General features: G+C 74.5%; 22 protein-coding genes. 13 read left to right on the plus strand and 9 right to left on the minus strand.

All coding sequences use genetic code 11. The annotated features are described in order from the left end of the window. Positions 1–12 precede the first annotated feature (12 nt). Positions 13–1389, plus strand: coding sequence for an LLM class flavin-dependent oxidoreductase (locus AC2A1K_RS27905; protein WP_483899607.1), 1377 nt, complete (start codon positions 13–15; stop codon positions 1387–1389). 22 nt (positions 1390–1411) lie between these two features. On the opposite strand, the gene AC2A1K_RS27910 is transcribed toward AC2A1K_RS27905, so the two are convergent. Next, positions 1412–1921, minus strand: a complete 510-nt coding sequence (locus tag AC2A1K_RS27910) for a MarR family winged helix-turn-helix transcriptional regulator (protein WP_483899608.1) — start codon at positions 1919–1921, stop codon at positions 1412–1414. A 114-nt stretch (positions 1922–2035) separates the two neighbouring features. Between AC2A1K_RS27910 and AC2A1K_RS27915 the strand changes: the two genes are divergently transcribed. Then, the gene (locus tag AC2A1K_RS27915) at positions 2036–3466 is read left to right on the plus strand and encodes an MFS transporter (RefSeq protein WP_483899609.1); all 1431 of its coding nucleotides are present in this window, start codon (positions 2036–2038) and stop codon (positions 3464–3466) included. 13 nt (positions 3467–3479) lie between these two features. Here the strand turns inward: AC2A1K_RS27915 and AC2A1K_RS27920 are convergent, their stop codons facing one another. The 5 genes from AC2A1K_RS27920 to AC2A1K_RS27940 are packed head-to-tail and all read right to left on the minus strand — an operon-like array spanning position 3480 to position 10074. After that, positions 3480–4919 (minus strand): LLM class flavin-dependent oxidoreductase, encoded by a 1440-nt coding sequence (locus AC2A1K_RS27920; protein ID WP_483899610.1) that lies wholly within the window; start codon positions 4917–4919, stop codon positions 3480–3482. Next, a complete protein-coding gene (locus AC2A1K_RS27925) occupies positions 4916–6598 on the minus strand; it encodes a dipeptide ABC transporter ATP-binding protein (RefSeq protein ID WP_483899611.1) in 1683 nt (560 codons plus the stop codon). Before AC2A1K_RS27925 ends, AC2A1K_RS27920 begins: the two co-directional genes overlap by 4 nt. Before the next feature lie 2 nt (positions 6599–6600). Next, on the minus strand, positions 6601–7467 hold the full coding sequence (locus tag AC2A1K_RS27930) for an ABC transporter permease (protein ID WP_483899612.1): 867 nt from the start codon (positions 7465–7467) through the stop codon (positions 6601–6603). Then, the gene (locus AC2A1K_RS27935) at positions 7464–8450 is read right to left on the minus strand and encodes an ABC transporter permease (RefSeq protein WP_483899613.1); all 987 of its coding nucleotides are present in this window, start codon (positions 8448–8450) and stop codon (positions 7464–7466) included. Before AC2A1K_RS27935 ends, AC2A1K_RS27930 begins: the two co-directional genes overlap by 4 nt. Then, positions 8431–10074 carry an ABC transporter substrate-binding protein gene (locus AC2A1K_RS27940; protein WP_483899614.1) on the minus strand — a complete coding sequence of 548 codons (1644 nt, stop codon included), beginning with the start codon at positions 10072–10074 and terminating at the stop codon, positions 8431–8433. Before AC2A1K_RS27940 ends, AC2A1K_RS27935 begins: the two co-directional genes overlap by 20 nt. Positions 10075–10745: 671 nt before the next feature. On the opposite strand from AC2A1K_RS27940, the gene AC2A1K_RS27945 reads away from it, so the two are divergent. The 6 genes from AC2A1K_RS27945 (at position 10746) to AC2A1K_RS27970 (ending at position 16892) form a co-directional block, all read left to right on the plus strand. Next, positions 10746–11624 (plus strand): ABC transporter permease, encoded by an 879-nt coding sequence (locus AC2A1K_RS27945; RefSeq protein ID WP_483899615.1) that lies wholly within the window; start codon positions 10746–10748, stop codon positions 11622–11624. Then, entirely contained in the window at positions 11621–12367 is a 747-nt protein-coding gene (locus AC2A1K_RS27950) for an ABC transporter ATP-binding protein (RefSeq protein ID WP_483899616.1), read from the plus strand. The genes AC2A1K_RS27945 and AC2A1K_RS27950 overlap by 4 nt, the downstream gene beginning before the upstream one ends. Next, a complete protein-coding gene (locus AC2A1K_RS27955) occupies positions 12367–13473 on the plus strand; it encodes an LLM class flavin-dependent oxidoreductase (protein WP_483899617.1) in 1107 nt (368 codons plus the stop codon). The genes AC2A1K_RS27950 and AC2A1K_RS27955 overlap by 1 nt, the downstream gene beginning before the upstream one ends. Further along, the gene (locus AC2A1K_RS27960) at positions 13470–14627 is read left to right on the plus strand and encodes an Rrf2 family transcriptional regulator (protein WP_483899618.1); all 1158 of its coding nucleotides are present in this window, start codon (positions 13470–13472) and stop codon (positions 14625–14627) included. Before AC2A1K_RS27955 ends, AC2A1K_RS27960 begins: the two co-directional genes overlap by 4 nt. Continuing rightward, entirely contained in the window at positions 14624–15619 is a 996-nt protein-coding gene (locus AC2A1K_RS27965) for an ABC transporter substrate-binding protein (protein WP_483899619.1), read from the plus strand. The genes AC2A1K_RS27960 and AC2A1K_RS27965 overlap by 4 nt, the downstream gene beginning before the upstream one ends. A 67-nt stretch (positions 15620–15686) precedes the next feature. After that, positions 15687–16892, plus strand: a complete 1206-nt coding sequence (locus tag AC2A1K_RS27970; protein WP_483899620.1) for an acyl-CoA dehydrogenase family protein — start codon at positions 15687–15689, stop codon at positions 16890–16892. A 32-nt stretch (positions 16893–16924) separates the two neighbouring features. On the opposite strand, the gene AC2A1K_RS27975 is transcribed toward AC2A1K_RS27970, so the two are convergent. The 3 genes from AC2A1K_RS27975 to AC2A1K_RS27985 form a co-directional block, all read right to left on the minus strand. Then, positions 16925–17623, minus strand: a complete 699-nt coding sequence (locus AC2A1K_RS27975) for an SDR family oxidoreductase (protein ID WP_483899621.1) — start codon at positions 17621–17623, stop codon at positions 16925–16927. Between the two features lie 430 nt (positions 17624–18053). Beyond that, positions 18054–19394, minus strand: coding sequence for a dicarboxylate/amino acid:cation symporter (locus tag AC2A1K_RS27980; protein ID WP_483899622.1), 1341 nt, complete (start codon positions 19392–19394; stop codon positions 18054–18056). Between the two features lie 194 nt (positions 19395–19588). Then, on the minus strand, positions 19589–20227 hold the full coding sequence (locus AC2A1K_RS27985) for a GntR family transcriptional regulator (RefSeq protein WP_483899623.1): 639 nt from the start codon (positions 20225–20227) through the stop codon (positions 19589–19591). 62 nt (positions 20228–20289) lie between these two features. Here AC2A1K_RS27985 and AC2A1K_RS27990 point away from each other — a divergent pair, with 62 nt between their 5' ends. The 5 genes from AC2A1K_RS27990 (at position 20290) to AC2A1K_RS28010 (ending at position 24132) form a co-directional block, all read left to right on the plus strand. Continuing rightward, positions 20290–21135, plus strand: a complete 846-nt coding sequence (locus AC2A1K_RS27990) for a sulfurtransferase (protein ID WP_483899624.1) — start codon at positions 20290–20292, stop codon at positions 21133–21135. Positions 21136–21146: 11 nt separating this feature from the next. Next, complete coding sequence (gene thiM, locus AC2A1K_RS27995) at positions 21147–21974, plus strand: hydroxyethylthiazole kinase (protein WP_483899625.1); 828 nt, start codon at positions 21147–21149, stop codon at positions 21972–21974. Further along, positions 21971–23080 carry an LLM class flavin-dependent oxidoreductase gene (locus tag AC2A1K_RS28000; protein WP_483899626.1) on the plus strand — a complete coding sequence of 370 codons (1110 nt, stop codon included), beginning with the start codon at positions 21971–21973 and terminating at the stop codon, positions 23078–23080. The genes thiM and AC2A1K_RS28000 overlap by 4 nt, the downstream gene beginning before the upstream one ends. An 84-nt stretch (positions 23081–23164) precedes the next feature. After that, positions 23165–23761 carry an NADPH-dependent FMN reductase gene (locus AC2A1K_RS28005; protein ID WP_483899627.1) on the plus strand — a complete coding sequence of 199 codons (597 nt, stop codon included), beginning with the start codon at positions 23165–23167 and terminating at the stop codon, positions 23759–23761. After that, positions 23758–24132 carry a winged helix-turn-helix transcriptional regulator gene (locus tag AC2A1K_RS28010; protein ID WP_483899628.1) on the plus strand — a complete coding sequence of 125 codons (375 nt, stop codon included), beginning with the start codon at positions 23758–23760 and terminating at the stop codon, positions 24130–24132. Before AC2A1K_RS28005 ends, AC2A1K_RS28010 begins: the two co-directional genes overlap by 4 nt. The last annotated feature ends 1 nt before the right edge of the window (position 24133 follow it).

The following is a 24133-nucleotide window of genomic DNA, read 5'->3' on the forward strand; positions in this document are numbered from 1 at the left end:
AGAAAGGACGCCGTGCCCTCGGACAAGCGCCGCATCCATCTCAACGCGTTCGCCATGAACTGCGCAGGCCACCAGTCGGCGGGCCTGTGGCGCCACCCTGACGACGAGGGGTTCCGCTACACCGACCTCGACCACTGGATCGCGCTGGCCCGCACGTTGGAGGACGCGGGGTTCGACGCCCTGTTCCTGGCCGACGTGCTGGGGATCTACGACGTGTACGGCGGCTCGCGCGACGCCGCGGTGCGCGCCGGGGCACAGGTCCCGCTGGGTGACCCGATGCTGCTCGTGCCGGCGCTGGCGGCGGCGACGTCGCGGCTGGGCTTCGGGGTGACGGTGTCGGTGAGCTACGAGCACCCCTACGCGCTGGCGCGCCGGTTCACCACGCTCGACCACCTGACGAAAGGCCGGGTCGCGTGGAACGTCGTCACCGGCTACCTGTCGAGCGCCGCGGCGAACCTGGGGCTCGGCGACCAGCTCCCCCACGACGAGCGCTACGCGATGGCCGAGGAGTATCTCGAGGTCTGCTACAAGCTCTGGGAGACCTCCTGGGACGAGGACGCGGTGGTCCGCGACGCCGAGAAGGGCGTCTACACCGACCCGGCCAAGGTGCACGACGTCGCCCACCACGGCACGTGGTTCGACGTGCCCGGCCCGTTCCTCTGCGAACCCTCGCCGCAGCGCACCCCGGCGATCTTCCAGGCGGGCGCCTCGTCGCGCGGCAAGGCGTTCGCCGGCAAGCACGCCGAGGCGGTGTTCGTGTCGGGACCGAGCACCGGCGTCGTCGCGAAGTCGGTCGCGGGCATCCGCGCGGCGGTCGCCGAGGCGGGCCGGGACCCGGAGTCGGTGACGATCTTCGTGCAGCTGGCGCCGGTGGTGGCGGCGACGTCGTCTGACGCACGGGAGCTCCACGAGTCCTACCTCGCGGCCGCCTCCCGTGAGGGGGCGATGGCGCTGTTCGGGGGCTGGACCGGGCTCGACCTGTCCGACGTGCCGCCCGACGAGCCGCTGCGCCACGTGCACACCGACGCCGGGCAGACCGCGCTCGCGTCGTTCACCACCGACGACCCCGATCGGGAGTGGACGATCGACGAGATCGCCGCGCACCTCGCGGTCGGCGGTCGCGGCCCGGTCGCCGTGGGCTCGCCCACCGAGGTCGCCGACGAGATGGAGCGCTGGATCGACGAGACCGGCGCCGACGGGTTCAACCTCGCCTACGCGGTCACGCCCGGCACGTTCGAGCAGGTCGCGCAGCTCGTCGTCCCGGAGCTGCGCCGCCGCGGACGGATGCCGGAGACCCCGCCGACCGGGACGCTGCGCGAGGTCCTCGGCGGCGAGGGCCCCCGCGCGGACGCGAGCCACCCGGCGGGCGCGCTGCGCGCCCGCACCTGACGGTCCACACGGGACGCGCAGGTCAGCGGACCTCCGTGGCGAGCTCCGGGGGCACCGCGGCGGAGGCCTCGTCGCCGGCGAGGCGGGCGAGGAACGCGGCGATGGTGTCGATCTGGGTGTCGTCGTAGTCGGCGAGGAGGTCGGTCAGCCGCTGGGCGCGGGCCGCGTCGGCGGCGGCGAGCTGTGGCCCGCTGAGCGAGACGATCACCTTGCGGCGGTCTCTCGCGCAGCGCTCGCGCGCGACGTAGCCCGCGGCCTCCAGCCGGTCGACGACTCCGGTCGTGGTGCCGGACGAGGTCAGGCGCGCCAGCTCACCGAGCCGCCCCGCGGTGAGGGGACCGTGCAGGCGCAGCAGGTTGAGGAAGTTCGCCTCGCAGGTGCTCAGCGTCACCCCGATCTCGTCGGCGGCGATCTGGTCGGCGCGGGCCGATGCCGCCGCGTACCGGCCGAGCTCGGACGCGATGGCGCGCACGGTCTGCGAGCGCGCGCAGGACGTGCAGGACGTGCCGGACGTGCCGGACGTGGTTGCCATCGGAGAGGTCACCGCCTAATCTCTCGTGGAGACGAGATACTCGGTCATACGAGATAAATGTCCTCGCGAGCATCTCGCCGCGGCAAACATACCCCGCGTGAACGGGAGACCTCGGTGACGACACCGGCCACGCCTCCCGACGACACGCCCGAGGCGCTGTATCCCCGGCGATGGGCGGCGATGGCCGTGCTCGTCCTGGGGTTCATGCTCGACCTGCTCAACGTCACGATCGTCAACGTCGCGCTGCCCGCGATCCAGGGCGGCCTGGGCGGCACCTCGTCACAGGTCGGATGGATCGCGACGGCCTACCTGCTGGCGTTCGCGGCCGCGCTGATCACCGGGGCTCGCTGGGGTGACCTGTGGGGACGCAAGCGGGTGTTCCTCGTCGGGCTCGCAGCCTTCGCGCTCGCGGGCGCCTGGTCCGCCCTGTCACGCAGCCCCGGCGAGCTCATCGTCGCCCGCGCCGCCCAGGGTGCGGCCTCCGGAATCCTGGCGCCTCAGGTCCTCAGCAGCCTCTACACCCTGTTCCGCGGGCGCGAACGCGCCACCGTCCTCGGCCTGTTCGGCATCGTCGCCGGTCTCGCCCAGGCCGGGGGACTGGTGGCAGGCGGCGTGCTGATCGCCGCCGACATCGCCGGCCTGGGATGGCGGACCGTCTTCTGGCTCAGTGTCCCGGCCGCCGTCGTCCTCCTCGTGCTCGGTGGCCGGCTCATCCCGGAGAGCCGCGCCCCCGACACGCTGCGGCCCCGCTGGCTCCCCGCCGCCGCCCTGACCCTGGGTCTCGTCGCGATCGTGTTCCCCGTACTGGAAGGGCGCGCCCACGGATGGGCATGGTGGATCTGGACGCTGCTCGCCGCCGGCATCGCTGTCGTCGCGCTGGTCGCCGTCGGCGAGCACCGCGTCCCGGCCCGCCGGGCCGGGGCCCTCCTGCCCCTCGGCCTGCTCCGCGAGCGCACCAGCGGTGTCGCACTGATCGTGCAGATGGTCGCCTTCGCCGCCTTCAGCGGCTTCCTGCTCGTCTTCGTCCTCTGGCTCCAGGACGGCCAGGGCTACACCGCCCTGCGCGCCGGCGTGGTCACCGCCGCGTTCTGCGCCGGCGGCCTGGCCATGGCCCCGTTCGTCGGGCGCCTCACCGTGCGCTTCGGGACCCGCACCGTCATGGCCGGCACGCTGACCGGCGCGCTCGGGACCGTGGCCGTGCTCGGCGCCGCCACGACCGCCCCCGCGGACGTCGACCCCTGGGTGCTCGCACCGGGTCTGTTCGCGCTCGGCGTCGGGATCAACCTCGTCATGCCGCCGCTGACCACGGTGTTCCTCTCGACCGTTCCCCCGCGCTACGCCGGCTCGGCCTCGGGCATCTGGACCACCAGCCAGCAGTTCGGCGCCGCGGTGGGGGTCGCGTCGCTGAGCTCCGTGTTCTTCACCGTCACCCTCACCGGCGGATACACCGCGGGGCTGACCGCCGGCGCCCTGACCGTCGCCGGCGCGCTGGTGCTCAGCGGGATGCTCTGCCTCGCCTTCCCCGCGCGATCCCGGGCCGCCTGACCGAGGTGATGCGTCACCGGACACGACCGGGGACCTCCGCTGGACCCGCAGGCGCCGACGCACCGGCGAACGCCCCGCGGAACCGGGCCGCCGGGTGGCGGTCGGGCAGCCGATCCCGACCGAAGATTCGCCCGCGCAGCGTCCGGGCGTCCCCGTACGACGTCTTGGCCAGCCCGCGGTCCTGCAGCACGGGCAGGACGAGGTCGACGAACTGCTCGTAGCTCGACGGCAGTCGCCAGTTGACGAGGTTGACGCCGTCCACACCCGCCGCACGCCAGCGCTCCAGCTCGTCGGCGATCGTCTCCGGCGTGCCGACCACGGTCTGGCCGATGAGGCGGCGCCGGGCGAGGTCGGCGAGGGTCGGCTCGCGGTCGGGGTGCTCGGCGCGCAGCCACTCGACGTGCCCGCGCCCGCCGTTGTTCTCGACGTCGCGCAGCGGGGTGTCGTCGGGCAGTCGGGTGCCGTCCGGGCGGATGCCGATCGCGGCGTGGGTCCGGTAGCCGGTGAAGGAGGCGTGGGCGAGCAGGTCGTCATAGCGTTCGCGGGCCTCGGCCTCCGTGCGCCCGGGCACGATCGACAGACCCTGGAAGAAGCGGATGTCGTCACCGCGGCGGCCCTCGGCCTCGGCGAGCGCGCGGGTGCGCTCGATGTGGTCGCGGGCCACCTCGGGCGAGGGCGTGGAGATGAAGACCGCCTCCGCGTGGCGCGCCGCGAACGCGACGCCGCGGGGCGAGCCGCCGGCCTGGAACAGCAGCGGCGTGCGCTGCGGGCTCGGCGAGGGCAGGTGCGGGCCCTCGACCCGGTAGCGCGGACCCTCGTGGTGGATCTTGTGGATCTTCGCCGGGTCGGCGTGCCGGCTGCCGGTGCGGTCGACGAGCAGGGCGTCGTCCTCCCAGGAGCCCTCCCAGAGCTTGTAGGCGACCTCGACGTACTCCTCGGCCCACTCGTAGCGCTGGTCGTGCTCGACGAGTGCGGGGAGCCCGAAGTTGCGCGCGGCGTTCTCCTGGGTGGAGGTGACGATGTTCCAGGCGATCCGCCCGCGCGAGAGGTGGTCCAGCGTGGAGATCTGCCGCGCGAAGTTGAACGGCGGGTTCTGCATGACGTTCGACGTCGTCGCGAGCCCGATCCGCTCCGTGGTGGCCGCGAGCGCCCCGAGCAGCACCGTCGGGTCGTTCGAGGGGATCTGCAGGCCCTCGTGGACGTTGTCGACGTAGACGCCGTCGGCGGGCCCGTAGAGCCCGGAGACGTCGGCGAAGAACATCGCGTCGAACAGGCCCCGCTCGAGGAGCTGACCGAGCTCCACCCACAGGTCGAGCCGGTCGAACTCGACCTGCCGGGCGTCGGGATGGCGCCACTGCCCGTGCTGGATGTGCGAGGGCGTGTTCATCAGGAAGGCGTTGAACAGCAGCGGTCGTCGCGGGGCGAGCGCCGCGACGGGGGACGACACGGTCACGACCAGCTCCTCTCGAGGGTGCGCAGCGACTCGACCAGCCGGCGGGTGTACGGGTGCTCGGGGTCGTCGAAGAGCCGTTCGGGCGGGCCCTCCTCCACGACGGCGCCGTCCTTCATGACCAGCACGTGGTCGGAGAGGTGGCTGATCACGCCGAGGTCGTGGGAGATGAACAGGTAGGCCAGGCCCGCGGCGCGCTGCAGGTCGACGAGCAGGTCGAGGATCTGCGCCTGCACCGAGACGTCCAGCGCGGAGACCGCCTCGTCGAGCACGACGACGTCGGGGTCGGGGGCCAGCGCCCGGGCGATCGCGACGCGCTGGCGCTGCCCGCCCGAGAGCGTCAAGGGGTGGCGGTGGCGGATCTCGTCGGCGAGCCCGACCCGAGCGAGGAGATCCCCCACGTCGTCGATCCCGCGGTCGGTGCCCCGCGGCAGGGCGTCCCGGAGGATCCGCTCGACGTTCCACCGCGGGTCGAACGAGCTCAGCGGGTCCTGCGAGACCACGGTGACCGCGCGACGGCGGGCGCGCCGACGGCGCTCGGGGACGCCCGTCCACGCCTCGCCGCGCAGGGTGACCTCGCCGGCGTCGGCGGGCTCGAGAGCCAGCGCCAGCCGCGCGGTCGTCGACTTCCCGGAGCCCGACTCCCCCACCAGCCCGAGCGTCTCCCCGGCCCGCAGGGTGAACCCGACGCCGTCGACGGCCCGCAGCGCGCTGCCGTCGGGCAGGCGGAAGTCCTTGACCAGGTCGCGCGCCACGACCACCGGGCCGTCGACGCGCGTGCGGGGCGACCGGTCGCGGGGGCTGTGCGGGGCCTCCGGCGACAGCCGGCGCCCGCGGGTCGCGGCGCCGGGCACGGCCTGGATGAGCGCGCGGGTGTAGTCCTCGGCGGGGTCGGTCAGGATCGTCTCGACCGGGCCCGACTCCACGACCCGCCCGCCCTGCATGACGAGCACGTGGTCGGCGAGGTGCGCGACGACCGACAGGTCGTGGCTGATGAGCACGATCGCGCGGCCCGCGGTCCTGAGCTCGCCGAGCAGCTCGAGCACCTGGGCCTGGACGGTGACGTCGAGGGCGGTGGTGGGCTCGTCGGCGACGAGGATCTCGGGGTCGGCGGCCAGCGCCGAGGCGATGAGCGCGCGCTGGCGCAGGCCGCCGGAGAGCTCGCCGGGACGCTGCGCGGCGCGGAGCTCGGGCTGCGGCACCGCGGCGTCGGCGAGCAGCTCGACGACGCGGCGCCGGCGCTGCTTCCGCGTGCCGTGGCCGTGCACGCGCAGCGCCTCGTCGATCTCGTGGCCGACGGGGCGCACGGGGTCGAGGGAGACGAGCGCGTCCTGGAGCACGAACCCGACCCGCCCGCCGCGCACCGAGCGCCAGGTGCGCTCGTCGAGGTCCCGGACGTCGAGCCCGTCGACGGCCAGGGTGCGGGCCCGGACGTCGGCGCCGCGCCCGGCGAGGCCGACCAGGCTGCGCGCGGTGACGCTCTTGCCCGAGCCGGACTCGCCGACGATCGCCAGGCACTCCCCGCGGGCCACGGTGAACGAGACGCCCCGGACGACGTCGCGCACCCGGCCGTGGCGGTGTCGATGGTGCTGGAAGCCGACGTGCAGGTCGTCGACGACCAGGGCGGGGTCTGTCGGCGTCGCGGCGCTCGGGGCGCTCCCTGAAGACAAGGTCTGGGACACGGTCACTCTCCCGGCTCGAGGTGGGCCTGCAGCGCGCGGCCCAGGGCGGTGGCGGTGAGGGCGAGCAGGACGATCGCGAGGCCGGGCAGCACGACGAGCCAGCCGGCGACGGTGAGGTAGGTGCGGCCGGCGTCGAGCAGCGCGCCCCACTCCGGGGCGGGCGGCGCCACCCCGAGCCCGAGGAACGACAGGCTCGACGACCAGACGACGCACTGCCCGATCGCGAGCGCGAACACCGCGACCAGCGGGCGCAGGGCGTTCGGCAGCACGTGGCGCACGAGGATCCGCGAGCGTCGGTGCCCGAGGGCGGTCGCCGCCTCGACGTAGGGCGCGCGGCGCACGCCGAGCAGCTGCGCGCGGACCATGCGCGCGTAGCCCGGCGCGACGCCCACCCCGACCGCGACCATCAGCGTCGTGGGCGCCGGGCCGAGCACGCTGACCAACAGCAGGGCCGAGAGCAGCGTCGGGAACGCGAAGAGGACGTCGACGACGCGGTCCGAGGTGATCGCGGCCGGGCGGGGCGCGAGCGTGGCGACGCACGCGAGCAGCACGGCGAGCACCAGCGCGATGCCGGCGGCACCGAGACCGATCTGCAGCGACTGGCCGGCGCCGTGCACGACCCGCGTGTACAGGTCGCGCCCGATCTCGTCGGTGCCGAACCAGTGGTGCCACGACGGCGGGGCCAGGGTGGTGCCGAGATCGATCGCCCCGGGGTCGCGGGGGGCGAGCACCGAGGGCCGGAACGCGGCGAGGGCGAAGGCGATCGCGAGCAGGAGCGCCACGACGGTCCCGGGGCCGACGCGTCGGCGGCGCCGCCGGGTCGGCAGGCCGGTCGGTGGCGCGGCGGCGGTGAGAGTGGGGGCGCTCATGCGGCGGCCGTCCTCGGGTCGATCAGCGGGTACAGGGCGTCGAGCACGAGGTTGATCACCACGTAGAGCAGGGCGACGAGCACGACGACGCCGGTGACGATCGGCAGGTCGCGGGACTCGACGGCGGTGACGAGCGTGCGGCCGATGCCGCGGCGGGAGAACACGGACTCGACGATCACCGCGTTGGAGATCGTCGCGCCGAGCGCCCAGCCGGTGAGGGTGAGCGGTGCCAGGGAGGCGTGGCGCAGGACGTGACGCAGCCGGACCGCGAGGTCGCCGCTGCCGCGCAGGCGCGCCGACAGGACGAACGGCTGGGCGAGCACCCGTTCGAACTCGGTGCGCGTGGTCTGGCCGAGGAAGCCGACCAGCGGCAGCGCCATGGTCAGCGCGGGCAGGACGAGCCCGATCGGGCCGGGCCCGCCGACCACGGGGAACCAGCCCAGGCCGAGGGCGAGCAGCAGCACGAGCACCACGCCGAGCCAGTACTGGGGCAGGCTCGCGAGGAACGCCTCGACGCCGGCCCCGACCGCGCTGCGGCGTGGCGAGCGGCCCGCGGTCAGCGTCACCCACGTGACCATGAGCAGCCAGGCCAGCACGAGCGCGGTGACGGACAGGACGACCGTCGGGCCGATCTGCTCGGCGATCACGTCCCACACCGGCCGGTGCTGCTGGTAGGACGTCCCGAGGTCGCCGCGCAGCAGCCCGCCGAGGTAGCGCAGGTACTGCTCCCACACCGGCGCGTCGAAGCCGTACTCGGCGTTGATCGGCGCCAGCTCGTCGGGCGAGCGCTCCTGCACCTGGCCGCTGCGCAGGTTGACGATCGAGGTGGCCCGGTCGCCGCGCTGGGCGAGCTGGGCCAGGAACGCCGCCGTCGCGGCACCCCACACCACGACGACCGCGGCGCCCAGGCGGCCCGCCCAGCGGCGCGCCGAGAACCGTCCCGGGCGCCGGGCGGGGATCGGGTCAGCGGAAGTGAGCGTCATGGAAGATCGGTCCTCCCTGCGACTGTTCCTGGCGGACGCCGGCGAGCGTCGGCTTGATCGCGAGCGTGCTGAGCCGGGCATAGACGCCGATCGACAGCGCCTGCTCGGCGATGCGGTCCTGGGCCTGGCGGTAGAGCGCGTCCTGGCGGGCCGGGTCGGCCTCGGAGTTGCCGGCCCGGATGAGGCCCTCGAGGGCGGGGTCGTTCCAGAACGCGGCGTTGGCGGTGTTGCGCGACTCCGGGAGGTCCTGGCGCCAGTTGACGTAGAGGATCCCGGCGTTGACGGCCGTCCAGTAGCCGATCTGCAGGTCGTAGTCGGTGCGCTTCGAGTACGCCCCGGCCGCCGCGGCGCTGGGCGGGTAGGGCACGAGCCGGATGCGGAAGCCGACCGCCTCGGCCTGGCGCGCCACCGCCTGGATGATCGCCGCGCCGTCCTGGTTGATCGTGCGGTTGATCGCGTACGGGAAGACGACGTCGAGGGGCTGCCCGTCCTTGACCCGCACGCCGTCGGGCCCGGCGCGCCAGCCGGCGGCGTCGAGCAGGGCCGCCGCGCGCTGCGGGTCGTGGGAGTACCGGTCGGCGGCCGCCTGGCTGTACGCCGGCGTCGAGGCGCTCACCGGCCCGTTGCCCTCGTAGGGGATGACGCCCTTGCCGACGGTGTCGACGACGGCGCGGCGGTCGAGGCTGTAGGCGAAGGCCTGGCGGACGCGCTCGTCGGCGAACGGGCCGCGCGTGGTGTTGAAGCTGATCTGCTGCGGCCGCCCGCCCGTGACGTAGGTCTGCAGCTGATAGCCCTGGCCGCGCAGGTTCTCCCACTCGAAGGCCTGGACGTCGTAGATCGCGTCGACCTCGCCTGCCCGCAGCGCGGCGGTGCGCGTCGTCGGGTCGGTGATGAAGCGCCAGTCGATCCGCGCGAAGTGGGCGGGCCCGGTGTGGGCCGCGCTCGCCGGCGGCCAGGCGTAGTCGTCGCGGCGGTCGAGCAGGATGTTGTAGCCCCGGTTCCACCGGTTCACGACGAACGGTCCGGACCCGACGGGCGCCGTGCAGTTCTCCTCGGCACTGCGGGTCTGCAGCGCCCGCGGCGACTGGATGCCGAAGTAGGGCTGGGTGAGGTTCTCCGCGAAGCGCGGGTAGGGCGCCTTCAGCGTGAACGCGACCGTGCGGGCGTCGAGGGCGCGGGCGCCGGCGTAGTAGTCGCCCATCCAGGCCTTCACCGTGGTGTTGCCACCCGCGGTACCGCCCTGCAGCCACCAGTCGGCGTTGAACGCGACGGCCGCGGCGTCGACCGGGGTGCCGTCGCTGAACGTCGGGCCCGGTCGCAGGGTGAACGTCCAGGTCAGGCCGTCCGGCGACGTCCGCCAGGACTCGGCGAGGTAGGGCTCGACGCGGCCGTCCGGCGCGCGGGCGACCAGGGTGTCGAGGATCTGCCCGGACAGGTAGGCCTGCTCGATCCAGCCGCCGTAGACGCACGGCGGTTCCTGCTGGTGGCCGTAGACGAGGGTGTCCGGGGCGGCCGACGGGGTGGTCAGGGCGGCGGGGTCGACGGAGGCGGTGCCGCAGCCGGCGAGACCGAACGCGACGACGGCGGCGAGGCCGGCGCGCAGCAGGGCACGGGGAGGTCGCACGGGTGTCCTCTCCGGTGGGGCGACGACCGGCGCCCCGGGATCAGGGCATGCGGGCGCGCGACGGGGCGGGCGCCGCGGATCGCGGCGTCACGAGGAGGCCGCTGTCGTCAGCGGCGAGGAGGAGACGGCGTCAGACCCGACAGCCGTCGCTGGCCGTGCGCAGGAGGTCGACGTGGCGACGCTGCACCCCGTGGAACATGACCCTCCCCGACGTCCGCGGGCGTCCCGAGGATCACCGGCCGTGCACGTCGCGGAGCGAGGTGCGGGCCGGCCGACCGTGGGCGTCACCCGGAAGATTCGGACATCACCCTAGGTAAACGGACCGTCACGGCGTCAACGTGTGCTCACCGACTGTGATCCACGCCGCTCGGGGGCTGGACAGCGCGCACCGTCACAAACCCAACACCGACGGTTGTGATTCCGGGAGCCGCGCCCTAGCGTGCGGGGCATGACCGGCCGGGAGCTCACCGTGCGCGAGCACATCGACCTGCTCCTGGTCGCCTCCGCGCTCTGTCGCTGAGCCGAGCCGGTCCTGCTCCGCAGCGCGACGCTGCCATCCACGGCTGTCCCGGGTCGAGACCCGGTGGCCTGCCTCTCCCCCGTCGACGGGTCCCGCCCTCCGTCGCGGGACCCCGCCACGCGCGTTCCCACGCGTCCTCCGAGGAGCCGTCATGACCCTCGTGTCCGAGTCCTCGTCCGGTTCTCCGGACCCGCCCGGGCCGCCACCGGACACACCCCGGGCCGTCGAGGTCGAAACCGTCGAACCGACGCCCGAGGCCGGCCGGTCGCGCGTGCCGCGCTGGGTGGTGAAGGCCGGTTCGCCGATCGCCATCGTGATCGTCTGGCAGATTCTGGGCTCGACCGGCGTGCTCGAGCGCGACGTGCTCGCCCCGCCGCTGGAGGTGCTGGGCACCGCCGCGCAGATGTGGTCCGAGGGGCGCCTGCAGTCCGCGGTGCTCACCTCGCTCGGCCGCGTCGCCGTCGGGCTCGTGCTCGGCGTCGTCACCGCGACGGTGCTCGCCACCGTGACCGGCCTGTTCCGCCGCGGCGAGGACCTGCTCGACCTGCCCGTGCAGATGCTGCGCACGGTGCCCGTGATCGGCCTGATCCCGCTGCTCATCGTGTGGTTCGGCATCGGCGAGGAGCCCAAGGTCGCCCTCATCGGGCTGGCCGTCACGTTCCCGCTGTACATGAACCTCTTCGGCGGCATCCGCAACGTCGACGCCGCACTCGTCGAGGCCTCGCGCACCCTCGGGCTGGGCCGGTTCGACCAGGTCCGGCACGTGATCCTGCCCGCCGCGCTGCCCCAGGCCCTGGTCGGCCTGCGCTACGCACTCGGCTCGGCCTGGCTCGCGCTGGTCTTCGGCGAGACCATCAACACGACCTCCGGGATCGGCTACGAGATGAACACCGCCCGCGAGTACTTCCAGACCGACGTGATCGTCGTCTGCCTCGTGCTCTACGCCCTGCTCGGCCTCGTGGCCGACCTGCTCGTCCGTGGACTCGAGAGGGGGCTGCTGTCGTGGCGACCAGCGTTCAGCGGACAGTGACCCCGGCGAGCACGACCCGGACCGGGCGGCCCGTCGAGGTCCAGGGGCTGACCCGCCGGTTCGGCGATCCGGCCAAGAACGTCAACACCGTGCTCGACGGCCTCGACCTCGCCATCGAGCCCGGCGAGTTCGTGGCACTGCTCGGCGCGAGCGGCTGCGGCAAGTCGACGCTGCTGCGGATCCTCGCCGACCTCGACCGCGACATCGACGGCTCCGTCGAGGTGGCGACGCACCGCGCGGTCGGGTTCCAGGCCCCGCGCCTGCTGCCGTGGAAGAGGGTGTGGCGCAACGTGGTGCTCGGACTCCCCGGGAGACCGGACCGGGCGCGCGCCGAGGCCGCGCTCGCCGAGGTCGGCCTCTCCCACCGGGTCGACGTGTGGCCCAAGGTGCTCTCCGGCGGCGAGGCCCAGCGCGCGGCGCTGGCGCGGTCGCTGGTCCGCGAGCCCGACCTCCTACTGCTCGACGAGCCGTTCTCCTCGCTCGACGCGCTCACCCGCCTGACCGCGCGCGGCCTGGTCGAGGAGCTCTGGGAGCGCCACCGCTGCGCGGTGCTGCTCGTGACCCACGACGTCGAGGAGGCGCTCGTGCTGGCCGACCGCGTGCTGGTGATGGACAGGGGCCGTATCGCGCACGACGCCCGCGTCGACCTCGACCGCCCCCGCGATCTCGCCGACCCGGGCCTGGTCGCCATGCGCACCGACCTGCTCGCCCGGCTGGGCGTCGACGTGAAGGAGACACTCTGATGGTCGAGTTCGTCGGCATGATCGGCACCCGCCACGTCTCGGAGATCCACCCGCCCGTCGGGCCGGAGATCGACCCGGACTTCGTCCGCCGCTTCGTCGCCGCCCACGAGGAGGCCGGCTTCGACAAGGTCCTGGTGGGCCACAGCTCGTCCACCGCCGACGGGATGCAGGTCGCCGCGTTCGGGGCCGCGCACTCCGAACGCCTCGGCTTCCTCGTCGCGCACCGGCCCGGTTTCACGGCACCGACGCTGGCCGCCCGCGCCTACGCCACGCTCGACCGGTTCTCCGGCGGCCGCGTGGCGATGCACGTCATCTCGGGCGGCAGCGACGTCGACCAGGCCCGCGACGGCGACCACCTCGGCAAGGACGACCGCTACCGCCGCACCGACGAGTACCTCGACGTCGTGCGGCGGACATGGACCTCGGCCGAGCCGTTCGACCACCACGGCGAGTTCTACGACGTCGCCGACGTCGACGCCGCCGTACGCCCGCTCGACCGCATCCCGGTCTACTTCGGCGGGTCGTCGGCGGCGGCCTACCGGGTCGGCGGCCGGCAGGCCGACGTGTTCGCGCTCTGGGGCGAGCCGCTGGCCGAGACCGCCGAGCAGATCGCCGCGGTGCACGCCGCCGCCCGCGAGGCCGGGCGCAGCGAGCTCCCCGGCATCAGCGTGTCCTTCCGCCCGATCCTCGGACCCACCGAGGAGCAGGCCTGGGAGCGTGCCCACGACGTCCTCGAGCGGATCCGGACCGCGCAGGGCGGCGCCGGGTCGTTCACCGGGCGCATGACGCGCCGCCGCGGCGGCGAGCCCCCGGCCAACGTCGGGTCGCAGCGCCTGCTCGCCGCGGCCGAGCGCGGCGAGCTCCACGACCGCGCGCTGTGGACGCCGACGGCGGCGGCCACCGGCGCCGCGGGCAACTCCACCGCGCTGGTCGGGACCCCGGAGACGGTCGCGGCCGCGCTCCTGGACTACGTCGACATCGGGGTGACGACGCTGCTCATCCGCGGCTACGACCCCCTCGCCGACGCCGTCGACTACGGCCGCGAGCTGCTCCCGCTGGTGCGTGCCGAGCTGGCCCGCCGCGCCCCCGTGGGCGTGCCCGCATGACGGCGGTCCCCTCCCCCACCACCGCGACGCTCCTCCACACCCCGCCGGCCGCCTCGCGCGGCACGGTCGTCCTGCTCACCGGGCGCGGTGAGCACCCCGGCGTGTACGACCGCCTCGGGCGGCGCCTGGCGATGGACGGCTACACGGTGGTCGTGCCGGCTGTTCCGGACGACGCCGGGACCGACGACGAGGCGATCCGGGCCGGCTTCGCGGCCCACCCCGACGGCGCGCGGGTGCTGCTCGGCGCGGACCGCGGGGCGTTGCGCGGGTGGGCGCACGCCGCGGCCCGACCCGAGGGTGTCGACGCGCTGGTGCTCGCCGGGCTGCCGCTGGGTGCCGGCGCACCCGAGCGCGCCGAGGGTCGAGAAGCCGAACTGGACCTGCGCACCTCCTGCCCGGTGCACCGCGCGCTGCTCACCGACGACCCCGGGTTCGCCTGGGGTCGCCTCGACGACCCGCTGCCCGACCGCCCGGCCGGGCTGCCCGACGTGCCGACCCTGGTGCTGCACGGCGCCGCCGACCGGATCGCCCCGGTGGACCCGGTGGCGGACCTCGTCCGGTCCGCGCCGCAGGCCACGCTCGCGGTCGTCGAGGGCGGCGTGCACGACGTGCTCAACGACCGGTTCCACCGCAGCGTGGCCGCCCGGCTGGTGCTGTTCCTGGAGGAGGTCGGCAAGGCGGCCCGGATCGTCGACCACACCGTGATCAGGGACGACGCCGGGTTCGCCGCCCCTCCGGCCGCGTCCCCGGCGCGCGGTCGCAGTCGGCGGTCCGGTCCGCTGCACGTCTCCGCGCGGCTGGACTACGCGCTGCGGGCCGTCGCGGCCCTCCCCGAGGACACCGCCGAGGAGCCGGTGCGCTGCGAGACCGTCGCGCGCGCCCGCGCCATCCCGCTGAACTCGCTGGTCAACCTCATGGTCGACCTGCGCCGGGCCGGGCTCGTCCGCAGCCGCCGCGGCTGCGAGGGCGGCTACTGGCTCGCCCGGCCCTCCGGGGAGATCACCGTCGCCGACGTCGTGCGCGCCGTCGAGGGCGAGGTGGCCGCTCTCCCCGACGGGCGCGGCACCGAGGTCTGGCACGACCTCGGGCGCGCCGTCACCGACTTCCTCGAGCACCGGGTGCTCGAGCACGACCCCGAGGAGCCCCGCCCGTGAGCCACCGTGCCCTGGCCGTCCGACGGCTGGTCCCCGCCCTGCTCGCCGTGGTCGCCCTCGCCCTCGCGGGCTGCTCGGGCGAGCCGTCGCCTGCCGAGGGTCCCGGGGACCCGGCGGGCCAGACCCTGCGCTTCGGCGACCAGGCCGGCCAGCAGCAGGCGCTGCTGGAGGCGTCCGGCGTGCTCGCCGGCACGCCCTACACCGTCGAGTTCTCGCAGTTCCCGGCCGCGGCGCCGCTGCTGGAGGCCCTGCGCAGCGAGGCCATCGACATCGGCGTCGCGGGCGACTCCCCGACGCTCAACGCGCTCGGCGCCAGCGACGACATCTCGATCGTCGCGGCCACCCGCACCCCCACGGCGGGCGGGCTCGCGGTGCTCGTGCCCCCGGGCTCGCCGATCCGCAGCGTCGCCGACCTGCGCGGCAAGCGCGTCTCGCCCACGACGCAGGGCAGCATCGGCCACTACCTGCTCCTGCAGGCGCTGCGCGAGGCGAACATCCCGGCGAACGAGGTGCAGATCAGCTTCCTGCAGCCGGTCGACGCGGCCGCGGCGTTCCGCACCGGCGCGATCGACGCCTGGTCGACCTGGGATCCCTACACCGCGGTCGCCCAGCAGGACAACGGCGCGCAGGTGGTGCGCGACAACGCCGGGCTCTCGCCCGGACTGAGCTTCCTCGACGCCAACAACGACGCACTCGCCGACCCCGACAAGCGCGCCGCCATGGCCGACTTCCTCGGCCGCTACGCCCGGGCGCTCGACTGGGCACAAGCCAACCCCCAGGAGCTGACCGCCATCTACGCGCGGCTCACCCAGCGCCCACCGGAGGTGGCGTCCATCATCGCGGCGCGAGCCCAGCGGCGCGCCGTGCCGCTGGACGCGAACACCGTCGGCGAGCTGCAGGGCGTCGCGGACAACCTGCGGTCCTACGGGGTGCTGCGCCAGGACGTCGCGGTGGCCCCGCGGGTCCAGGAGCTGCGCGCTCCGGTCTCGTGACCGCCCGAGCAGACAGGAGCAACGCCGTGAGCAGGCCCTTCGCGTCCGTCGCCACCGAGGTCCGGCCGTGAGCGCCGGATGGCCCGCGTCCCGGGTCGCCGCCGAGCCCGAGGTCGCCGCGCTGCTCGCGGAGATCGCCGAAGGCGCCGCGGAGCGCGAGCGGCGCGACGTCTCGCCGTTCGACGAGGTGGCGGCGATCGCCCGGGCCGGGCTGGGCGCGCTGTCGCTGCCGATCGGCGAGGGCGGGCGGGGCGCCCCGGTCCGCGAGGTGCTCGCGTTCGTCGTCGACCTCGCCGAGGCCGACCCGATCGTCGCCCACGTCCTGCGCACCCACTACAGCCAGGTGCTGGGGTTCCTGCGCCAGCCCGACGCGGACGTCCGCCGGCGCTGGGTCGACGAGGTCCGTGCGGGCAAGGTGTTCGGGAACGCGATCAGCGAGACCGGGCCGTCGGCGGCGGGCGGGCACGAGTTCGACACCCGGCTCGACGAGGTCGACGGCCGCCTGGTCCTCAACGGCACGAAGTACTACAGCACCGGGACGCTCTACGCGGACTGGATCGCGGTGGCGGCGCGGGTGCCCGACGACCGGGTCGCGACGGTGATGGTGCCCGCCGACCGGCCCGGGGTCGACGTCGTCGACGACTGGGACGGCATGGGCCAGGGCCGCACGGGCACCGGGACGACGGCGTTCACCGACGTCGCGGTCGCACCGGGCGACGTGCTGGGCGCGCGGCCCCGGCTCGAGCCGCGCCCGCCCGGGGACGTCGCGTTCCTGCAGCTGTACCTGCACGCGCTGGTGGCGGGGATCCTGCGCTCGGTGGCGACCGACGCGGCCGGGGTCGTCCGCTCGCGCAGCCGGACCTTCGAGCACGCGCCCGCCCCGCAGGCCGTCGACGACCCGATCCTGCAGGAGACCGTGGGCCGGCTGTCGGCGACGGCGTGGATCGCGGAGTCGGCGGTACTCACCGCGGCCGACACGATCGACGCGGTCATGGAGGCGTGGGCCAAGGGCGAGCCCACCGAGGACCTGCTGCTCGCGGCGTCGCTGGCCCACACGTCGGTGAAGGTGCACCTCGACCGGATCGGGCTCGAGGCGGCGACGGCGCTGTTCGACGTCGGCGGCGCGTCGGCGTCCAGCCGCGCCCGCAACCTCGACCGGCACTGGCGCAACCTCCGCACGCTCACGCTGCACAACCCGGCGAGCTACAAGGCCGCCGCCGTCGGCCGGCACCTCATCAGCGGCGATCCGCTCCCGGTCAACGGCTACTTCTGACGAGGTGCGCCTCCGGCGCACCATGACTCCGATCAGCCCATGCTGACGAGCCGTGCTCCGCCGTCGGTCTCCAGGACCGTCCCGGTCAGGTTGGGGTTCATCGAGGCGAGGACGACGGCCTCGGCCACGTCGTCGGCAGACGCCACCCCGCGGGTCGGCAGCCGCTCGGCGGCCACGGCGAAGTACTGTGCGCGATCCTGATCGGGAAGCGCGCTCCACCACGGGGTGTCCACCAGTCCCGGTGACACCGCGTTGACCCGGATCGGGGCCAGTTCGACGGCCAGGGGCTTGACCAGCGCCTCGACCGCCCCGTTGATGGCCGCGATGCCCGCGGTCCCGGGCATCGCCGCACGGGCGGTGATCGCGCCGAGCAGGGTGATCGACCCGTTCCGGGGCAGCCGGGGCAAGGCAGCCTGAAGCGTGGTCAGGTGCGCCCAGAACTTGGCGTCGAACGCTCGGCGCAGCATGTCGAGGTCGAGACCGGACACCGGTCCGGGTCCGTCGCTGCCGGACAGGGTCACGATCAGCATGTCGATGACCCCGACACGCTCGAACACCGCACCGATGCTGGCCGAGTCCGCGCCGTCGCCGCAGTGAACATGCAGCTCAGGGACGGCCCGGGCGGCCTGCCGGCCACGGTGCTCGTCGCGCCCGACCACATGCACCGTCAGTCCCGGCCTGTCGGTCAGCTGACGGGCGGTCGCCAGACCAATCCCCGAGGTTCCACCCACTCCTGGTCGAACGAGCCCTCCAGCGCGGGGAGCTCAACCATCGCCCCACCGACCTCGACGCCCACGTGGTCTTCGGGGCGATCTGGTACTCCGTGCTGGCCCCTCAGCGCGCGCCCACCGAGTCCGAGGCGCACACCCTCACTGAAGGCCTCGTCGCCCTCCTGTCCGGCCCGCCGAACTGACCGCACACCATCGTCACCGGGCTCCAGCCCGGACGAGGCGTACACGCGCCCAGTAGCGCTCCGCACGTCCAGTCGCCGTGGACACGTCGGTTGTCGCCAGCGGGCGTGTCTGCTCGACGATCTCCTCGGGGATCGCCGGGCCGGGCTCGGTCCTGTCCCACCCGGTGGTGAGGCTCCCCGACCGGCGCCGCCTCACTCCGCGAGGGAGTGCCCGAGGGGGCGCTCCAGGCCGTCCATTCCGCCGACCGCTACGTCTGCCCGACCGGCTGCGGGTCGGAGGACGCCGTCTCCGTGACCGTCCCGGGCGGCGGGGGGCCGTCGACGGCGAGCAGCCCCTCCTGGCCGGCGACGAGGACGGGCACGGTGATCTGGCCGGCCACGTTGGTCGCAGTCCGGATCATGTCCATGATCGGGTCGACGCCGATGATCACCGCGATGCCGGCGGCGATCGCCGCGGGCGGCACACCGACCGCGGCGAGGGTCAGCGTCAGCATGGTGAACCAGCCGGTGGTCCCGGCCGTGGCGAGCGCGCCGAACACGGCGACGGCCACGATGACCAGGTACTGCCAGACGGCGAGCTGGATTCCCGACAGGTGGGCGATGAAGATCGTCGCGAGGGCGGGGTAGACGGCGGCGCAGCCGTCCATCTTGGTGGTGGTGGCCAGCGGGACCGCGAAGCCGGCGTAGTTCCGGTCCACACCGAGATCGATCGTGGCCTGGCGGGACAGCGGCAGCGAGGCGCCCGACGAGCGGGACACGAACGCGAACTGCAGCGCCGGCCAGGTGACGCCGAAGAAGCGTCGCGGTCCGACCCCGGCGACGAACCTCAGCAGCAACGGGTAGACGACGAACAGCACCAGCGCGCAGCCCAGGTACACCGTCGCGATCAGACCGCCCAGCGAGCGCACGACGCCGCTGCCGTAGGTGGCGAACGCGTGGCCGAGCAGTCCGAGCACGCCGATCGGTGCGAGCAGCACGATCCAGCGGATGACCGTGAGCACGACCTCGAACGCGGACCGGGAGAACGCGACGAAGGGCTCGGCCTTCTCCCCCACCGCGTACGCGGCGGCGCCGACGAGCAGGGCAGCCACGACCACCTGCAGCACGTTGTTCTCGGCGAGGGCCGCGATCGGGTTCTCGGGAACGAGCCCGGACAGCAGCGCATCCCACGAGCCCGGGGTGCGCTCTCCGACCGCCTCGACCTCCTCCGGAGCCGCGGTCAGCGCCACCCCCCGGCCCGGGCGGGCGATCAGCCCGAGCGCCAGTCCGAGGAGAACCGCGATCAGGGAGGTGCCGGCGAACCAGGCGACCGTCCGCCCGCCGAGGCGGGCCGCGGTCCGCCCGCCGCCGAGCTCGCGCAGGCTCACGATGCCCACCACGACGGCGAGGAAGACCAGGGGGACGACGGTGAACTCGAGCAGCCCGGTGAACAGGGTGCCGATGGTGTCCAGGAGGGTCGAGAGCCAGTCCTGACCGGTGAGCCGGGCGACCAGCCCGAGCAGCACACCGAGAGCGAGGCCGGCGACGGTCAGGAGGGCGAAGACGCGCGGCGTGCGCCAGGCACGCGCCGCCCGGACGATCAGGGACACGGGGATTTCCTCCGACGGTGACGACAGGGACGGGGTCGGCTCAGCGCCGACAGCCCGTCGCCCCACGGCGGCACAGGTCGATCACACGCCGGCGCGCCAGAGGCATCGATGGCGTCTCCCGCACACCGATCACTGTTCCCCCGCGACCCGACGGACGCAACCGTGCCCTGCGGGCACGGTCGTCGCGAGCGCATCTACAGCGTCGTGCGGATGCGCTGGTCGAGGCTGCGCTGCAGGTGCGCGCGCATGGCGGTGCGGGCGGCGTCGGGGTTGCGGTCGCGCAGCGCGGTGAGGATGTCGTCGTGCTCGGCGTCGAGGACGTCGAGATCGCCGTACGCCGCGGGCGGCCCGCTGTCGTAGATGCGCAGCTGCGCGGTGAGCCTGGTCAGGATGCCGGTGATCGTGGCGTTGTGCCCGGCGCGCCAGAGGGCCTCGTGGAAGCGGAAGTTGTCGGCGCGGCGCTCGGTGTCGCTCTGACCGTGGCGACATCGCTCGTGCAGGTGCGCGAGGCGGGTGAGGTCCAGGTCGGTCGACCGGCGCGCCGCGGCGCCCGCCGCCTCGGACTCCAGCGCGAGGCGGGCCTCGTAGATCTCGACGACGTCCTCGGGCGTCCCGGAGCGCACGCGGTAGCCGCGCGCGGCGCGCTCGAGCAGGCCGTCGTGCTCGAGCAGGTTCAGCGCCTCCCGGATCGGCGTGCGCGACCCGCCGTACCGCTCCGCCAGCGTCGTCTCGAGCAGGACCGACCCGACCGGGAACGCGCCGGCCAGGACGTCCTCGCGGAGCTGCCGGTAGAAGGTCGTGGTGCGGTCCTGGCGGCGCGGCGCATCGTCCATGCCGGGTAGCGTACCCTCGTGTATACACGCGGGTACGGGTGACGTGGGGAGGGCGGTGGGACGTGCGCGAGCAGGTGCTGGTCACCCCGGCGGAGCTGGCCGCGGAGCCACGCGGGGACACGGTCATCATCGACGTCACCGTCGAGCTCGAGCCCGCCCGCTTCGACGGCGACTATCGCGCCGCCTCCGGGCGCGCGGGCTGGACGCGCCGGCACGTCCCGGGCTCGCGGCACGTCGACCTGCTGACCGAGCTTCTCGACCCCGACGGCGCGCAGCACTTCGCGCACCCGTCGCGCGCCGACCTGCTCGCGGGCCTCGCCCGGCTCGGCGTCGGCGCCCGGCGCATCGTGCTCTACGACGAGGGCCGCATGCAGTGGGCGGCGCGCGCGTGGTGGGTGCTGCGCTGCGCGGGGGTCGGGAGCCGGGTGCTCGACGGCGGGCTCGCGGCCTGGATGGCGAGCGGGCTCCCCGTGGAGGAGGGCGAGGCCGCGACCGCCCCCGCACCCGGCGCCCCGCCCCCGACGAACGACCCGTACGACGGCTGGGCCGACCGCGACGAGGTCGCCGCCATCAGCGCCGGCGACCGCCCCGGCACGCTGGTCTGCGCGCTGTCGCCCGAGCAGTTCGCCGGCACCGTGCCCAGCCGCTATGCGCGGCGCGGGCACATCCCGGGCAGCCGCAACCTCCCGGCGGCCTCCCTGCTCACGCCGGAGAAGGCGGTCCGACCCGCCGCCCTCGCCGACGCCGCCGACCCGGTCGTCGTCTACTGCGGCGGCGGCGTCTCGGCCTGTCTCACCGCCCTCGGGCTCACCCTCGCCGGCCACCGGCACGTCGAGGTCTACGACGGCTCGCTCGAGGAATGGGCCGCCGACCCCGCCCTCCCGCTCGTCACCTCCCCCGCACCGTGAAGGAACCCGCCATGCCCCTGCCCGACGTCGCCTCCTCCGCCGACGCCCTCGACGCCCTGCGCGCCCGCACCCCGCTGGTGCAGTCGCTGACCAACATCGTCTCGGCGAACGTCCTCACCAACGTGCTGCTCGCGTCGGGTGCCACCAACGCGGTGATCGACAACCCGCACGAGGCCGACGGCTTCGCCCGGATCGCCGATGCGGTGCTGATCAACCTGGGGACGCCGAACGACGGGCAGGCCGAGGCGTTCACCCTGGCCGCCCGGGCCGCGGGCGAGGCGGGCACGCCCTGGGTGCTCGACCCCGTCGGCGTCGGCGGGCTGCCGTGGCGCACCGACCTCGCCGCCGGCCTGCTCCAGCACCGACCCACCGCGATCCGCGGCAACGCCTCGGAGGTCACCGCGACCGCGGGGCTCGGCGGGGACGGGCGCGGGGTCGACAGCGGCGGCTCCGACGCGGGCGACTCCGTCGAGGCCGCGGTCGCTCTGCTCGAGGTCAGCGAGGCGGTCTCCGCGTCCGGACCGACCGACTACGTCACCGGGCGCACCGCCGAGGGCGACGTCGCCACCGTGCGGGTCCACGGCGGCAGCGCCCTGCTGCCGAAGGTCACCGCCACCGGCTGCTCGCTGGGCGCGCTCTCGGCGGCCTACCTCGCCGTCGCGCCGGACGCGTTCACCGGGCTCGTCGCCGCGCACGTGCACTTCGCGGTCGCCGCCGAGGTCGCCGAGAAGGTCTCGCACGGGCCCGGCACCTTCGTCCCGGCCTTCCTCGACGCCCTCGCCGCGGTCGACCCGGACACGATCCGCGCGCAGGGCCGCGTCGAGCCCGGAGCGGCATGAGCGTCAAGACCCTCTGGTACCTCACCCCCGCGGACGGCGAGTACCCGTGGAGCCCCGGCGGGCTCTACCCGGTCGAACCCAAGCGCTACCTGGAGCTCGCCCGCACCATCGACCGCTCCGGTTTCTTCGGCGCCCTGGTCGCGACCTGGCCGAACGACCCTTTCGTCTCGGCGAGCTTCGCCGCGGCACACACGACGTCGATGCGGTTCCTCGTCGCGGTCTACGCGCGGATGATCCCGGCGCGGCTGCTCGCGGAGAAGGCGCTCGCGTTCGACGCGTGGAGCGGCGGCCGGCTGCTGATCAACGTCGTCAACGGCCGCGACGACATCCTCACCCGCTACGGCATGGACACCGAGCACGACGCGCGCTACGAGCTCGGCCGCGACTACTGGCAGGAGTTCCGGGAGCGCTACCGCGAGGGCGCGGACTCGAACTTCCCCAACACCCCGCTGCGCATGGAGCCCGTGCAGAACGACGGCGTCCCGCTGTGGGGCGCGGGCGACTCCGAGGCCGGGCTCGACAACTCGGGCCGCGTGCTCGACGCGTACCTGACGATGATGCGCCCACCCGAGCACCTGGCCGCGAAGTTCGACGCGGCCCGGCGGTCGGCGAGCGAGAACGGCCGCGAGCTCACCGAGTTCGGCGCCCTCGCCGGGACGATCGTGCGACCCCGCCGCGACGAGGCGCGGGAGCGGTTCCGGTCGCTGTTCGTCGAGGCGGGCGTCGAGCGGATCGCCGAGGTCCTCGACGCCGCCGTCCGCCGCCGCACCCACGGCGCGCAGGACCTGCGGACCTTCACCGCCCGCGACGCGCAGCGGCAGGGCTGGGTCGACGAGATCCTCGCCGGGCGCCTCCCCGAGCCCGCCGACCTCGAGCTCGGCCACGGGCTGCACGCCGGCATCACCGCCTGGTCCCCGCTGGACGTCTTCGCCACCGGGTCCTCGGCGGTGTACTACGTCGGCGCGCCGGACGAGATCACCGGCCACGTGGCCGCGGTCCGCCGGACGACGGGTCTGAGCGCGCTGATCCTCGCGGGGTGGCCGCTGACCGAGGAGGCCGAGCACGTCGCGGAGCACCTCATCCCGCGGTTCGACGCCCTCGGCTGACGAGGTGCACCGCTACACCGGTGTGACGTCGGGACGCGGATGTGCCTCCTTCCGGGCGCACCGGGCCCGGACGACGATCTCGTCATGACCAGGATCGCCGTCGTCGTCGGCAGCACCCGCCCCCACCGGCTCGCCCCCGCCGTGGCCCGCTGGGTCCTCGAGGTCGCGGCCACCCGCCCCGGCGCCATCTACGAGCTCCTGGATGTCGCGGACTTCGACCTCCCGCTCTACGACGAGCCGTGGCCCGCGATGGTCGGGCGCTACGAGGGCGCCCACACGCGGCGCTGGGCCGACGCCGTCGCCTCGTACGACGGCTTCGTCGTCGTCACCGGCGAGTACAACCACGGCCCGCCCGCCGCGCTGAAGAACGCCCTCGACTACCTCTACGCCGAGTGGAACGACAAGCCGATCGGCTTCGTCGGCTTCGGCGGGGCCGGGGGCGCCCGGGCGGTCGAGCAGCTGCGCCTCAACGCCATCGAGCTGCGCATGGCGCCCGTCGCCGCGTCGGTCGGGCTGGTCAGCGCCACGGACTTCGCCTCGCACACCGAGATCGCGCCGGCCGCCGGGCGCGACGCGCAGGTGCACACGCTCCTCGACCAGGTCGAGACGTGGGCGCGGGCGCTCGCGCCGGTCCGCGACGGTGGGATCACGCCGTCCGGAGGTGGCACGATGACGGTGTGACCGCCCCGCGTGACGCCCCGTCCGATCCCGGGACCTGCGCCGCGCTGCGGGACACGCTCGACCGCGTCGGGAGCAAGTGGGCGCTGGCGATCATCTCCACCACACGCGACGGACCGGTGCGCTTCGCGGAGCTGGAGCGCTCGCTCGCCGGGATCAGCAGGCGGATGCTGTCGCTCACGCTGCGGGAGCTCGAGCGCGACGGGCTGCTCGAGCGCCGCGTCCACCCGACCACGCCACCGCAGGTGGAGTACCTGGCCACCGACATGGCGCGCGAGCTGCACGGCACCGTCACGCACCTCTCGGGCTGGGCCGTCCGCTACCGCGACGCCGTCGCCTCCGCGCGCGCCGCGTACGACGGCTCCCACCCCTGAC

This window comes from Actinomycetospora sp. 2LY8.5 (genome assembly GCF_057180585.1).